The 13,758-nt window shown below is 68.9% G+C and carries 14 protein-coding genes; 4 read left to right on the forward strand and 10 right to left on the reverse strand.

The window, feature by feature from the left end:
• Nucleotides 1–275 precede the first annotated feature (275 nt).
• The 3 genes from JHW38_RS24175 to JHW38_RS24185 form a co-directional block, all read right to left on the reverse strand.
• On the reverse strand, nucleotides 276–497 hold the full coding sequence (locus JHW38_RS24175) for a hypothetical protein (RefSeq protein WP_207523815.1): 222 nt from the start codon (nucleotides 495–497) through the stop codon (nucleotides 276–278).
• 169 nt (nucleotides 498–666) lie between these two features.
• Complete coding sequence (locus JHW38_RS24180) at nucleotides 667–1,305, reverse strand: peroxiredoxin family protein (protein ID WP_207523816.1); 639 nt, start codon at nucleotides 1,303–1,305, stop codon at nucleotides 667–669.
• A 257-nt stretch (nucleotides 1,306–1,562) separates the two neighbouring features.
• The gene (locus tag JHW38_RS24185; protein WP_207523817.1) at nucleotides 1,563–2,462 is read right to left on the reverse strand and encodes a DMT family transporter; all 900 of its coding nucleotides are present in this window, start codon (nucleotides 2,460–2,462) and stop codon (nucleotides 1,563–1,565) included.
• A gap of 108 nt (nucleotides 2,463–2,570) precedes the next feature.
• Between JHW38_RS24185 and JHW38_RS24190 the strand changes: the two genes are divergently transcribed.
• On the forward strand, nucleotides 2,571–3,353 hold the full coding sequence (locus tag JHW38_RS24190; protein WP_207523818.1) for a helix-turn-helix domain-containing protein: 783 nt from the start codon (nucleotides 2,571–2,573) through the stop codon (nucleotides 3,351–3,353).
• Between the two features lie 116 nt (nucleotides 3,354–3,469).
• Here JHW38_RS24190 and JHW38_RS24195 read toward each other — a convergent pair whose 3' ends face one another.
• Both JHW38_RS24195 and JHW38_RS24200 read right to left on the reverse strand, forming a co-directional pair.
• Nucleotides 3,470–4,948, reverse strand: coding sequence for an amidohydrolase family protein (locus tag JHW38_RS24195; RefSeq protein ID WP_207523819.1), 1,479 nt, complete (start codon nucleotides 4,946–4,948; stop codon nucleotides 3,470–3,472).
• A gap of 268 nt (nucleotides 4,949–5,216) precedes the next feature.
• Nucleotides 5,217–7,253, reverse strand: coding sequence for a M2 family metallopeptidase (locus tag JHW38_RS24200; RefSeq protein WP_207523820.1), 2,037 nt, complete (start codon nucleotides 7,251–7,253; stop codon nucleotides 5,217–5,219).
• A gap of 519 nt (nucleotides 7,254–7,772) precedes the next feature.
• Between JHW38_RS24200 and JHW38_RS24205 the strand changes: the two genes are divergently transcribed.
• Nucleotides 7,773–8,153, forward strand: a complete 381-nt coding sequence (locus JHW38_RS24205) for a hypothetical protein (protein WP_207523821.1) — start codon at nucleotides 7,773–7,775, stop codon at nucleotides 8,151–8,153.
• Nucleotides 8,154–8,528: 375 nt separating this feature from the next.
• Here JHW38_RS24205 and JHW38_RS24210 read toward each other — a convergent pair whose 3' ends face one another.
• From JHW38_RS24210 to JHW38_RS24230, 5 genes are all read right to left on the reverse strand, one after another.
• A complete protein-coding gene (locus JHW38_RS24210; protein WP_207523822.1) occupies nucleotides 8,529–9,002 on the reverse strand; it encodes a hypothetical protein in 474 nt (157 codons plus the stop codon).
• Between the two features lie 158 nt (nucleotides 9,003–9,160).
• Nucleotides 9,161–9,433: a cell division topological specificity factor MinE gene (gene minE, locus JHW38_RS24215; RefSeq protein WP_074863478.1), complete on the reverse strand. Its 273-nt coding sequence runs from the start codon at nucleotides 9,431–9,433 to the stop codon at nucleotides 9,161–9,163.
• 4 nt (nucleotides 9,434–9,437) lie between these two features.
• Complete coding sequence (gene minD / locus JHW38_RS24220) at nucleotides 9,438–10,247, reverse strand: septum site-determining protein MinD (protein WP_206409969.1); 810 nt, start codon at nucleotides 10,245–10,247, stop codon at nucleotides 9,438–9,440.
• A gap of 25 nt (nucleotides 10,248–10,272) precedes the next feature.
• Nucleotides 10,273–11,073, reverse strand: a complete 801-nt coding sequence (minC, locus tag JHW38_RS24225) for a septum site-determining protein MinC (protein WP_207526498.1) — start codon at nucleotides 11,071–11,073, stop codon at nucleotides 10,273–10,275.
• Between the two features lie 2 nt (nucleotides 11,074–11,075).
• A complete protein-coding gene (locus JHW38_RS24230; RefSeq protein WP_207523823.1) occupies nucleotides 11,076–11,690 on the reverse strand; it encodes a GNAT family N-acetyltransferase in 615 nt (204 codons plus the stop codon).
• Between the two features lie 144 nt (nucleotides 11,691–11,834).
• Between JHW38_RS24230 and JHW38_RS24235 the strand changes: the two genes are divergently transcribed.
• Together JHW38_RS24235 and JHW38_RS24240 are read left to right on the forward strand one after the other, a co-directional pair.
• Nucleotides 11,835–13,037, forward strand: coding sequence for a sensor histidine kinase (locus JHW38_RS24235; RefSeq protein ID WP_207523824.1), 1,203 nt, complete (start codon nucleotides 11,835–11,837; stop codon nucleotides 13,035–13,037).
• Entirely contained in the window at nucleotides 13,034–13,687 is a 654-nt protein-coding gene (locus JHW38_RS24240) for a response regulator (protein WP_207523825.1), read from the forward strand. Before JHW38_RS24235 ends, JHW38_RS24240 begins: the two co-directional genes overlap by 4 nt.
• The last annotated feature ends 71 nt before the right edge of the window (nucleotides 13,688–13,758 follow it).

Genomic DNA, 13,758 nt, shown 5'->3' on the forward strand with positions numbered 1-13,758 from the left:
TGGCCTGCGTCTGTATCGAAACTGCACGCAAGCCGCGCCGCGCAGTATGGGCAAAGCCTTCGTCGGGCTTGTCCGCTCGCGGTCGCGTTTTGCGTAACGCGCGCGCGTGAGCGACGGACGGTCGCCGCGGCGACGCGGCGGGCGGCGCGAACCTGCGCAGCGCGCGGCGTGCGCAGACGGGCGGCGGCGGTGGCGCGCGGTTCGTCGCGGCGGGCAAAAAAAAGCCGGCCGGGGGCCACCCCCCGCGGCCGGCACAGGCTTGCGGCCGAGGGGGATCAGCCGCAGCAATAGCAAACGTCGGGACGGCCCGGACCGCCGGGGCCGAGGTCGCCGCCGAAGCCGGGACATTCGGCGCGGCAGGCGATGTTGTCGCAGTAATCCGACGGCGGCGCCGCGGCGCCGTTGCCGGCGATCACCTGGGCGGCGCCGAACCCCATCGACGCGCAGAACAGCAGCGCCGCGAGGGCGACCCGGACACCACGCTTGCGTTCGGTCATGGCTGTACTCCTTTACCAGTGCCGCGATCGTCGCGCGGCGGCGATGCCGGGCGTCGCGCCGCGGCGGTAAGCGCGGCCGCCGTATTGCGGCGCGCGCCGTGCGCACAGACGTCGCGATGCGCAGCCGCGCCGTGCCGCGCGCGCCGCCGCCGCGCCGCCGGGCTTGCGGCTAACGCGCCGCGAGCGCCGTCGATGGGGTGGCCTGCCGCGGCGCGGGCGCTTCGGGCGCCGTCGCCGCGCGCAACAGTTCGTGCAGCGGGGTCTTGCCGTTGAGCGCGCCGACGCGCTGATAGCGCACCCGGCCGTCGTCGCCGATGACCAGCAGCGACGGCACCCGGCGCGCGCGGAACAGCGCCTGGGTGCGGCGGTCGTCGTCGACGGCGATCAACGGGAACGTCAGCGCATGCTCGCGCGCATAGGCGGCGGTCTGCGCCGGCGTGGCGAAGGCTACGCCGATCAGTTCGACATCGGCATGCTTGCGCAGCTCGCGCTCGGCCAACTGCAGTTGCGGCAGCGACGCGCGGCAATGCGGGCAGGAGGTATTGAAGAAGAACAGCACTTGCCGCCGCCGTTGCGGCTGGCCGAGCGACAGAGCGCGTCCGTCGAGCGCGGTCGCCGCCACCTGCGGCACGAACATGCCGACATACGGACGGTCGACGCGTTCGGCCAGCCAGCGCTGGTCCGCGCGCGAGCGCATCAGCTGCCAACCCAGCGCTACGACCAACGCGCAGGCCAACGCGAGCGCCGCCCACAACAGATAGGACGGACGCGGATTTCGGGTGAAGGTACTGTCGGGTGGCGACGACATGCCTGCGACCCTAGCAGCGCGCGCAGACGGCGAACTTGACGCGCCTCACAGGGCGGAAGCGGCAGGGTTGGGGCGGCTTGCGGGGCGCTGGGCCGGGAGGTTGCGCCTGGCTTCGCGCTTGCGGCGCGGTTGCGGTTTCGTGGTCGCGACTCGCGTCGCTCCTACAAAGGCTGCGTTGCGGCCTCTCCGACTGTAGGAGCGACGCGAGTCGCGACCGCGACAACTCAACTACGGCGCAACCCGAATCGCGCGACGCCTCACCCCGCGCACTCGCCGACCCGCAACGCCGGCGCCGGCTTCTGCTTCAACGCCTGCGCGACCGCCACGCCGAGCAGGGTCAGCCCGCCGCCGATCCAGTGGTACAGCTGCAACGGCTCGCCCAACAGCAGCACCGCCAGCATCGCGGTGAACACCGGGGTGAGGTTCATCAGCACCGCGGTCTTGTCGGTGCCGAGCTTCAGCAGCCCGTGCATCCAGAACCACGGCGCCAGGGTCGAGGCGAGAATGCCGGCGTACAGCACCAGCGGCAGGTTGTGCGCGGTCAGCGCCACCGACGGCGCCAGCAGGAAACCCGGCAGCAACAGCACCGTGCCGCACAGGATCTGCAGGTACAGCGATTCGCCGTTCGGGATCGGCAGCGCCCAGCGCTTGACCAGCACGCCGTACAGCGCATACGAGAACGCCGCCAACAGCATCATCAGTTCGCCGCGGCCGAGGCCGTTTTGCGCCAGCAGCGCCGGGTGGCCGCCGCTGAGCAGCCAGGTCAGGCCGACGAAGGACACCAGCGCGCCGATCAGCATGCCCGGCGAGGGCCGGGTCTTGAGCAGGACCATGCCGATGACCATCGTCATCGGCGGGATCGCCGCGACCACCAGGCCCATCGTCATCGCGCTGACGCTGTGCGCGGCGAAGTAGGCCAGCGACTGGTACATCACCATGCCCAGCGCGGCCAGCACCACCAGCTTGCGCCAGTGCGGCCGCACCTGCGCGCGCAGCTTCCACACCCGCGGCAGCAGGAACGGGGTCAGCGCCAGCAGCGCGACCAGCCAGCGGTAGAACGAGATCGCCGCCGGCTCGATCGCGCCGGCCGAGAGCTTGCTGACGATCGTGTTTCCGGCCCAGATCAGGGTGGCCAGGATCGGCAGTAACAGGTGCATCGCAAGAATCCTTCGTACAACCGGTACAACGTGGGGGCAGGCTATTTTAGAATGTCGGGTAGTCGGCAAATGCCGATAACCCGACACGCCGTAGCGAGGCCCGGACAAATGCGCCGCAGCCGCCAGTTCCATTACCCCTACCGTTCATTGCCGGGCCCGCTGCTGCTGCGCTACGAGGCGCTGGCGGTCGACACCGAGAGCGCGCTGCACCGGCATCCCTGGGGCCAGCTGGCGTTCGTCGAATCCGGCAGCATGGCGTTCGTGGTCGAGGGCCAGCCGCTGTTCGCGCCGCCGGGCTACGCGGCCTGGATCCCGGCCGGCATGGACCACACCTCGCACAACCGCCGCGAGGTCAAATGCCGGTTGATCAACATCGCCGAGCGCTACACCCCGGCGCTGGCGAAGTCGCCCGGCATCGTCCGCCTGCATCCCTTGTTCCTGGCCGGGGTCGAGGACTTGTTCGACCGCGGCGTCGAGATTCCCGAGACGCCGTCCGACCGCCGTCTGGCGCGGGTGCTGATCGACAAGCTGCTGGCCACGCCGATGCTGCCGAGCTTCGTACCGCACAGCGACGACCGTCTGCTCGGGCCGATCCTCGACGCCCTGCAGCACGCGCCGGGCGACAACACCACGCTGGAGCAATGGGCGCAGCGCGTGCACACCACCGAACGCACGCTGAGCCGGCGCTGCCGCGACGAATTGGGCATGTCGTTCAGCCAGTGGCGGCAGCGCCTGCGTTTCCAGCAGTCGGTGCCGTTGCTGGAACAGGGGCGCAGCGTGCAGCAGGTGGCGGCGCAGATGGGCTATGCCAGCGCGTCGGCGTTCATCGCGATGTTTCAGCAGTTCAGCGGGACGACGCCGCAGAAGTTTCGGGTGGCGAAGAAGGGGTAGGGCGGTTTCGTCGTCAGCGCGGTGTCGCGGTCGCGGCTCGCGCCGCTCCTACAGGGAGCCCATGTAGGAGCGGCGCGAGCCGCGACCCGACAATCCAACCACGACGAACCCCGGCTTCAGGGCTTCGCAACCGCCTTGTCGGCCTCGACCCGCTGCTCCGCCACTTCCTTCGCCACCCCCGCCAACATCGCATCCAGCGCCGCGCGATCGTGCACCCGGCCGCGCAGCACGAAGGTATCGATGCGCCGCGTCGCCGCGATATCGCGCAGTGGGTCGGCGTCGAGCAGCACGATGTCGGCCGCCTTGCCGGCCTCCAGCGATCCGTGCTCCTTGTCGTGGCCAAGGAAGCGCGCGCCGTTGATCGTCGCCGCGCGCAGCGTCTGCGCCGGGGTCAAACCGCTCTCGACGAAGCGCTGCATCTCGTCGTGCAGTCCCACGCCGGGGTAGTTGAAGGAATTGAGGAAGCCCGCGTCGGTGCCGGCGAGGATATTGACCCCGGCCTGCTGCAACAGCGGCAGGATCGCGGCGTTGCGCTGGTAGCGCTCGTGCCGGCGCACGATCGCCGCAGCGTCGTCCTTGGCCGCGCGCTCCACCCGCCACGCGTAGGTGGCTTGCAGGCCCGGGCCGATGTAGCGCAGGTACGGATCGTTCTTGTGGTCGTCGCGGTCCAGATACGTGGTGACGAAACTGCCGTTGAGCGTCGGCGTCACCGCGGTGCCGCGCTCGGCCAGGCGGCGATACGCGGCCAACGCGGTCTTGCGCTCGAACGTGGCCTGGATGCGGTTCCAGCCCTCGCGGCTGTCGATCTCGCCGCGGCGGACCATCGCGCTGATTGCGGCCTCCTGCGACGAGCCGGCCTTGTACGCGTATTCGATATGCTCGATCGAGCTCAAGCCGGCCGCGCTGACCTCGTCGATCGGCAGCACGAACGGCACGTGCGCCGACACCTTGAACCCGCGCGCGCGTGCCTGTTTGAGCGCGTCGAGGAACAGTTCTGGCGACAAGGTGTTGTCGGTGATCTTGACGAAGTCGACCTTCCAGCCCTGCAACTGGTCCAGCGCCTGGGAAATCTCCGCGCTGCTGCCGACTTCGATGTCGCCCGGCCAGATCGACTTGTAGCCTTCGAGCTTCGGGCCGGAAGTGAAGATCGTCGGCCCGTCCAGGCGCCCGGCGGCGACCGCGTCGCGCCACTCGAACACGCTCGGGCTGAGGTCGCCGGCGGCGTCGCGCACCGCGGCGATGCCGTGGGCGACGTACAGCGGCAGCAGGTTCTTGTTCTCCTCGATGAGCTTGTCGCCGCCGCCGAAGTGCACGTGCATGTCCCACAGGCCCGGGATCGCGTACTTGCCGGCCGCGTCGATGCTGCGCTGCGCGGCGTAGCGCGCGGCGCGCGCGTCGGGCTCGATCGCGACGATGCGGTCGCCGCGCACCGCGATCAGGCGGTCGGCGCGCAGCTGGCCGGCGATCACGTCGACGACGTTGGCGTGGCGGATCAGCAGATCGACCGGTTCGGCCGCGCGTCCGGCGGCGTGGGCGCCGGCGCTCGCGCAGGCGAGGGCGAGAGCGGCGAGGCGGAGGCGGTGGAATCGGGTCATGCGGGCGGTCTCGTCGGCAGCGGCGGGATCTCGCCGGTCAGGTCCGGATCATCGGCCGGGCTCCGGCATCGCGCCAGTACCGGGTCGGGCGGGGGAGATGGATTGGATCAGGTGTTTCGCAGAGCAGGAGCGGGGTTGGGGAACTGAAGTTTCGTTTCGGGCGGAGCGACGCGTTGCGGCTTGCGATTGCGCGAGCGGACGCTCGCTGCGGTCAAAAAAAAACGGGCCGGCATAAGCCGGCCCGTCGCTATCGCTTGAAACCCGCCGCTCAGCCCTTGGCGGGCTTGGCCGGCGCTTCCGCCTTCGCCGCCGGCTTGGCCGCCGGCGCGGCCGGCGCCGCAGCGCCCGCCGCCGAGGCCTGCCAGCCGCAGCTCTTGCCTTCGTTCTGCTGCTTGAGCCAGGTCTGCAACGGCGCGAAGTATTCCAGCACCGCCGAGGCGTCCATCTTCTCGCCGCCGGTCAGTTCCTTCATCGTCTGCTGCCACGGCTGGCTCGCGCCCTTGCTCAGCATCGCCTCGAACTTGGCGCCGGCGGCCTTGTTGCCGTAGAAGCTGCACTCGTACAGCGGGCCCTTGTAGCCGGCCGCGTCGCACAGCGACTTGTAGAACTGGAACTGCAGGATGTGCGAAAGGAAATAACGCGTGTACGGCGTATTGCCCGGCACGTGGTACTTGGCGCCGGCGTCGAAGAATTCCTCGCCGCGCGCTTCCACCGGCGCCACGCCCTGGTAGCGGGCCTTGAGATCCCACCACGCCTTGTTGTACTGGTCGGGCTTGATCGAGCCGTCGAACACGCCCCAGCGCCAGCGGTCGATCATCAGGCCGAACGGCAGGAACGAGACCTTGGCCAGGGCCATGCGCATCTGCGCGTTGATCAGCGCTTCCTGGCTCTGCTGCGGGTTGGCGACCATGCCGATCGACGACAGGTACTTCGGCGTCATCGCCAGCACGATGGTGTCGCCGATGGCCTCGTGGAAGCCGTCGTGCGCGCCGGTCTGGAACAGCGGCGGCTGCTTGTTGTAGGCCAGGTAGTAATAGACGTGGCCGAGCTCGTGATAGATCGTGGTGAAGTCTTCTTCGTTCGGCTTGATGCACATCTTGGTGCGCACGTCGCCGCTCATGTTCATGTCCCACGCGCTGGCGTGGCAGACCACGTCGCGGTCGCGCGGCTTGATGAACTGGGTCTTGTTCCAATAGCTGTCGGGCAGCTTGGGCATGCCGAGCGAGACGTAGAAGTCCTGCGCGCGCTCGGTCATGCGCTTGGCGGTCGCGAGCGAGGCGTCGACTTCGATCTGCGCCTGGCGCGCGGCGCTTTCGCCGTCGCCGCCGGCCTTGGCCTGCTGCGCGTCGAACGCCTGCTGGTACTGGCGCGCCAGCGCGCCGTTGATGTCGAGGCTGCCGGCCTGCTGCTCGCTGTACGGCGCCAGCACGTCCCACAGGTTGCCCCAGTCCTGCTGCCACATATTGCCGAGCAGGTGCGCCGGCAGCAGGCCGCCGCCGACCTGGCCCTTGTCCATGCCGTACTTGGTTTCCAGGCGCGAACGGGTGTAGCAGTGCAGCTGTTCGTACAGCGGCTTGACCTGGCCCCACAGGCGGTCGGTCTCGGCCGACAGTTCCGCCGGGCTCATGTCGTAGCCCGAACGCCACAGCTCGCCGGTGTCGGCGTAGCCGAGGTTGCGCGCGCCTTCGTTGACCAGTTCGACGAAGCGCGTGTAGTCCTTGCGCATCGGCTTGGAAATGCCGTGCCAGCCCTTCCACGCGTCGAGCTGGGCGTTGTAGTCGCGGCTGTTGCGCAGCACGTCCTCGAGTTCGCCGAGCTGGCGGCAATCGCTGTCGCCGGGGCCGGTGCAATAGCTGCCCGAGCCGTACATGCCTTCCATGCGGGTCGCGATCTGGGTCAGCTCGGCGAGCCGCGCCGGATCCTTCGGCGCCGGCATCGCGGTGCCGATCTTTAGCAACTGGATCGAACGCGCGGTGGCCGGCGACATCGGCTGGCCTTCGAACTTGCGCGACTGCTCGATCCAGCTGTTGAGCTGGGTCAGATAGCGCTCGTTGGCCTTGGCCGAGAGCAACTGGCTGTCGTCGTTGATGTAGGTCGACGACAGCCACTGCGCGGCGGTCATCTCCGGATACATCTTCTTGTATTCGTCGTTGACCCGGGCGATGAACTGGTCCGCGGTCTCGCCGGCCGGCGCGGCGGCCGGGGCGGTGGCGCTCGGGGCGGAGGCGGGTTCCTTCTTGCAGCCGGCCAGGCCGATCACGGCCGCAGCGACGCCGAGCGCCAGTAAGGCGCGGACAGGTTTCATGTGTGCTCTCTCCAATAAAAAGTGCCGCGCCTTGCACGCGCGAACCGGAAGGCTAGAGGGCAGGCCGACACGGCGCAAGCCGCACTGCGACGCGAGCCGGAACCGGGACGTGGCGCGTGCCCGAGTGAGACGGGTTTGCGCAAATCGAGCACAGTCACGACGTTGAAAACGTTTACACAAAGCCCGCTCCAGGCGCGTTTTTGGCTGAGTCGGGCGTTTCATCCATGACAAACTGCTGACAGGTTCGCGAAAATACGTTAAGAATGTGTTTCGTGTAACCGTTTAGATTGTTAAGCATTCGGTATTCACGATGCTTCTACGCAACGCTTGAGCGCTGAACCGCGACTTCGTTCAGCCAAGGGAACGACCCGTGAAAGGCACTAGCGGGCCGCTGTCACGAAAAGGGATTTGATTTGTGACGCGAAAACGGAAAAAGTGACGTCCAAGGGCAGCCGCTCGTCGGCTGTCCGCGTCGGAGTGGGGACTTCGGCATCGGCATTGGCTGCAACCGGATGAGGCATGAAACAGACCCTGAGCTCCGCTAACGGCAAGTTGCACACGGCCACGCTGACGGCACTGCCGTTGCGCAGTCGCGATGGCAGCGCGCGCTCGTTCAGTGCCGACTTGAGCTGGACCGAGTCCGCCGAAGCGCCGGTGCGCAGCCGTCCCGCGTTCGCCCGCCGCGCCGTCCGCATCGCGCTGTTCGCCCTGCTGGCGATGGCGGCGGTCGGGGTGGTGATGATCAACGGCCCGGCCGACGCCGGCCCCAACCGCAGCGCCGCGCGCGCCTTGCCCGATCCGGTCAGCGAAGCGGAGGTCGAAGTCGACCGCGCCGTGGCGCTGCCGGAACTGGCCGCGCCGGTGCCGCAACGCAGGCACGACCGGCTCGCCGCGCACTGAGCGCGGCGGCCACGAACTCGGGGAGAGTGGCGCCTGGAAGGCGCTTCAGGGGAAGGGAAGCACTGGTGCAGTGCAAGACGGGGCCGGCGTTATGGGGATAACCCGCTCCGCAAGGTTCGAATGGCGTCGGCGCCAGGGAGGGCGTCGGTGGCCGCTCGCGGCGATGCGCCGCGGACTCCCGGCTCCAGCTCCAGCTCCCGCGGCCCGCGCTTCCGGCAACGGCTTCGCGCTTGCGCGCAGCGCTTCGCTTCTGTGCGGGGAGCGTCAGCCCCGGTGCTCTCGTGTCCGCTTGCGGCGCAGAGCGGTTGCGTTCGCGGGTTGAGCGAAAAGCTTCGGGGCTGAACTGAAGTCCATCGCGCCGAAGCGGGCGACCGCTCAGGCAGCCAGCTTGCGCGCCGGCAGTTCGATCAGGCCGCGTTCGGCCAGCCAGCGCCACGAGGTTTCGGCGTCCTGTTCGACGTAAGCCTTCGCCGAGCCCAGGCGGAACGTGTAGCCCCACGCATCCATGTCGGCGTACATGCGTTCGCGGCCGACGCCGGGCAGGACCTGCGCGAGCGCGGTCTGCAACACCAGCACCGCATCTTCTTCCTCGATCGAATCGGTCGCGTCGGTGTGCACCGCCGCGCGCCGCTGCGGCGGCAGCACGATCAGATGGCAGGCTTCGTGCAGCATGGAATGCACCGGCGTGTCGGCGCGCACGTACACGGTGCTGGCGATGATGCCGGCCTCGCTGTCGCCCCAGTAGCTGCCCGGAATCGCCTCGCCGTCGGGCACGCGGACCAGGCTCAGCCCGTAGCGGGCGAGCAGGGCGGAGGCGTCGTCGAAGGCGATGTCGGCGAGGGTCAGCATGGTCGGAGCGTTTTGCTTTTTTGTAGGAGCGGCGCGAGCCGCGACCGCGAGACCGCGCATACGACGCAACCGGCTACCCTGCGGTCGCGGCTCGCGCCGCTCCTACAGGTAGGTCGCGTAGAGGACGCCGCGGCCGGGAGGTCGGCCGCGTCAGCGCCTCAAGCCTGCGCCGGCGTCGAGCCGGGCGCGTCGGGCAGCGCCACCGAAATGTCGAGCACGTCGTGCTGGCCTTCCTTGACCACATCGACCTTGACCGCTTCGACATCGACGTTGACGTACTTGCGGATCACTTCCAACAGTTCGCGCTGCAGCATCGGCAGGTAATCCGGGCCGCCGCGGCCGGCGCGTTCGTGCGCGACGATGATCCGCAGGCGGTCCTTGGCGACCGCGGCGGTTTGCTTCTTGGCCAGCAGGAAGTCGAACAGACCCATGAGCTCAGCCTCCGAAGATCTTGCTGAAGAAGCCCTTCTTTTCCACTTGGGTGAAGCGCATCGGACGGGTGTCGCCGAGCAGGCGGGCGACGGCGTCGTCGTAGGCCTGGGCAGCGTCGGATTCGGTTTCCAGGATCACCGGCTCGCCCTTGTTGGACGCGTTGAGCACGTCGCCGGACTCCGGGATCACGCCGACGGTCTTGAGGCCGAGGATTTCCTCGACGTCGCCGATGCTGAGCATCTCGCCGGTTTCCACCCGCTTGGGGCTGTAGCGGGTCAGCAGCAGGTGTTCCTTGACGCGCTCGCCGTTCTCGGCGCGGCGGGTCTTGGACGAGAGCAGGCCGAGGATGCGGTCGGAGTCGCGCACCGACGACACTTCCGGATTCACCACCACCACCGCCTGGTCGGCGAAGTACATGGCCAGGAACGCGCCCTTCTCGATGCCGGCCGGCGAATCGCAGACGATGTAGTCGAAGCCTTCGGCGGTGAGGTCTTCGAGCACCTTCTGCACGCCTTCCTTGGTCAGCGCGTCCTTGTCGCGGGTCTGCGACGCGGCGAGGATGAACAAGGTGTCGAAGCGCTTGTCCTTGATCAGCGCCTGCTTCAGCGTCGCCTCGCCGTTGACGACGTTGACGAAGTCGTACACCACGCGGCGCTCGCAACCCATGATGAGGTCGAGGTTGCGCAGGCCGACGTCGAAGTCGATGACCGCGACTTTGTGGCCGCGTCGGGCCAGACCGCAGGACAGGCTGGCGCTGGTCGTGGTCTTGCCGACGCCGCCCTTGCCCGAAGTGACAACAATAATCTCGGTCAAAATTCGTTCCTCCGTTCGTGCGGCGTCAGTCCAGCGCCGCAATCTTGATTTGTTCGTCTTCCAGCCAGACCTGCACCGGCTTGCCGCGCAGGTCCTTGGGGATGTCTTCGAGCACTTTGTAGTGCCCTGCGATCGCCACCAGTTCGGCATAGAACTCGCGGCAGAAAATTCTGGCCTTGGCGTTGCCCTGCGCGCCGGCCAGCGCGCGGCCGCGCAGCGGGCCGTAGATGTGCACCGAGCCGTCGGCGATGACCTCCGCGCCGGCGCCGACCGAGGTCAGCACGGTCAGGTCGCGCTGGTCGGCGTAGATCTGCTGGCCGGAGCGCACCGGGGTGGATTGGATCATGCCAACCGAAGAGGTCGGAGAAACAGCCGCTGCGCCCATGGGAGACCGCGACGCCTTGGCCGGCTCAGCCACCGGCGCCGGAGCCGCCGCAACCGCCTCGCGCCGCGGCGCCGCAGCCGCAACCTCAGCCACGCCGCCTTCGCCGCGCTCATACGACGCCCGGAACTTCGCCAGCAACGGCAACCCCAACGCCTGCGCCAACCGGTCGGTCTCGCTGGTGCCATAGGCCAGCGCCACCGGCAACACGCCGGCCGCGCGCAACCCGTCGAGCAGCGCCTGCGCCGTCGCCGCATCGGGCGTATGGCTGAGCCCGCCGAAATCGATCACCACCGCGGCGCGGCCGAACATGTTGGGCGCGCGCTGCACCCGGCTGCGCATTTCCTCGACCAGACGCGGGACGTCGAGGGTGCGGATGCGCAGGTTGGCGATGCCGACCTGGCCGATCTTGAGTTCGCCTGCCTGCTCGTAATCCACGGCCACGCTCACGGGCACGTCCCGGTGGGACGCGGCGCGTCGGCGTGCAGGCGCGCGGCCGGCACGCGCGGACGGGTCAGCCAGGTGGCTTCGGGCAGGGCGTCGCCGTAGGTCTGGCGCACCCACTCGTAACTGCACAGCGGCTTCATCAGCATCGCCGCGCGCACGCCGGCTTCTTCCATCACGTGCTGGCCGACCTCGCGGAAACCGAAGCTGCCGTGGAACAGCAGGGCCGGGTCGTTGCCGCCTTCCAGGAACACCTCGCAGGCCAGCTGCGGATAGCGCAGCTCGGCGTAGCTCTGGGCGTCGGCGTAGAACGCGCGGCCGACGCCGCCGCCGCGACGGCGGCTGGCGACGACGATGCGGTCGATGTAGAAGAAATCCGGATAGCGCTCGCGGAACCAGCGGAAATTGCTGCTGTCGTGGCCGGCGGCGGAACCTACGCCGATCAGGAAACCGGCCAGCGTGCCGTCGCGTTCGGCGACGCGGAAGTATTCGGCGGAATCGAAGAAGTGACGCAGACGCGCCGCATCCAGCGGCAGGATCGCAGGCCCGGCGGCGTTGTTGAGGGCAAGGACGGAATCCAGCTCGTGCTCGCGCACGTCGCGGACGACGATCGACATTCCAGGCTCCAGATAGTTGCAAGCCGGCGCGAAATCCGTGCCGGCGACCCGGATTATCGCACGGGGGGCGGCCGGGGGGCGAACGGCCAAGTCCATGACTTTCGGACGGCTCGGGCCGGAGCCCGCTACCGTTAGCATGCATTCATGCTGGCCCGCCTCACCCCCACCCAACTGATGCGATTCGCCGGGCTGTTCACCTGGGGGGTGGCCGGGTGCTGGCTGGTGATCATGTGGCTCGAACCCGAGGCGGCGGCGTCGCTGCCCGGCGGCAGCGAGCACACCTTCTTCCTGCTGATCCTGCGCTGGGTCGCGATCCACCTGGCGTTCGGCGCGGTGTACTGGTGGGCCAGCCGCGGCCTCGGCCAGCGCCGGCCGGGGCCGGCCGACCACGCCCTGCTGCTGGTGCTGACCGCCTGCGCGATCGGCGTGGGCTACTACTCCAACAGCGGCATCGGCAGCATCCTGCTGATGGTCGTGGCCGGGCTGCTGCCGTGGCTGCTGCCGCTGCGGGTCGGGGTGGCCTGGCTGATCCTGAGCAACCTGTCGATCATCCCGGTGTTCGTGATCGCGATCGGCCAGCCTTTGCTGGTGGCGATCGTGCAGTCGGTGGCCTACGCCGGCTTCTCCAGCCTGGTCTTCGTCAGCTCGCTGGTGGCGATGCAGCAGGCGCAGGCGCGCGAGGACCAGCGCCGGCTCAACGCCGAACTGCGCGCGACCCGCGCCCTGCTGGCCGAAAGCGCGCGCATCAACGAGCGCACCCGGATCTCGCGCGAGCTGCACGATCTGCTCGGCCACCACCTGACCGCGCTGAGCCTGAACCTGGAAGTGGCCGGGCATCTGTCGGAAGGGCGGGTCAAGGAACACGTGCAGCAGGCGCATACTCTGGCCCGGCTGCTGCTCACCGACGTGCGCGAGGCGGTCAGCCAGCTGCGCGAGAACGGCGCCATCGACCTGGCGCTGGCGCTGCGCCCGCTGGCCGAAAACGTGCCCTCGCTGGACATCCGCATGGACATCGAGACCCCGCTGACCCTGGACGACCCGGAGCGCGCCCACGTGCTGTTGCGCTGCACCCAGGAAATCATCACCAATGCGGTGCGCCACGCCGGCGCCCAGCATCTGTGGATCGACGTGCGCCGCGACGACGGCCACATCGTCATGAGCGCGCGCGACGACGGCCGCGGCGCCGACCACCTGATCGCCGGCAACGGCCTGCGCGGCATGCGCGAGCGGCTGATGCAGTACGGTGGCCAGCTTCGAATCGAAACCCGGGCCGAGGCCGGCTTCAGCCTGCGCCTGACCCTGCCCGCCACCGCGGCCTCGATGGGCCGCGAAGGAGCTCCGACATGATCCCCAACCCCATCCGCGTGCTGCTCGTCGACGACCAGACCCTGGTCCGGCAGGGCGTGCGCTCGCTGCTCGCCCTGGCCGAAGGCATCGAGGTCGTGGCCGAGGCCGGCGACGGCCGCCAGGCGGTCGAGATGATCCCGGGCCTGCGCCCGGACGTGGTCCTGATGGACATGCGCATGCCGGTGATGTCCGGCCTGGAGGCGCTGCAGGCGCTGGCCCGCTCGGGCTACCTGCCGCCGACGATCATCCTGACCACCTTCGACGACGACCAACTGGTGCTGGCCGGGCTCAAGGCCGGGGCCAAGGGCTATCTGCTCAAGGACGTCTCGCTGGAGCAACTGGTCGGGGCGATCCAGGCCGTCGCCGACGGCGGCTCGCTGGTGCAGCCGGCGATGACCCAGCGCCTGCTGTCGGGCCTGGAACACATGCGCAACGACTTCGTCAGCCTGGACCGGCCCGACCCGCTGACCGAGCGCGAGACCGAGATCCTGCGGCTGATGGCCGGCGGCTTCTCCAACAAGGAAATCGCCAACTCGCTCGGCGTGGCCGAGGGCACGATCAAGAACCACGTGTCGAACATCCTGTCCAAGCTCGGCGTGCGCGACCGCACCCGCGCGGTGCTGAAGGCGTTCGAGCTGCAACTGGTCTGAGGGATGCCGCCGCGCCGGCCCGCCGCAGCGCGGCGGGCGCCGGTGCGGGCGGCGCATCCGCGGGCGGATCG

The organism is Lysobacter enzymogenes, assembly GCF_017355525.1.
Taxonomy (GTDB): Bacteria; Pseudomonadota; Gammaproteobacteria; order Xanthomonadales; family Xanthomonadaceae; genus Lysobacter; species Lysobacter enzymogenes_C.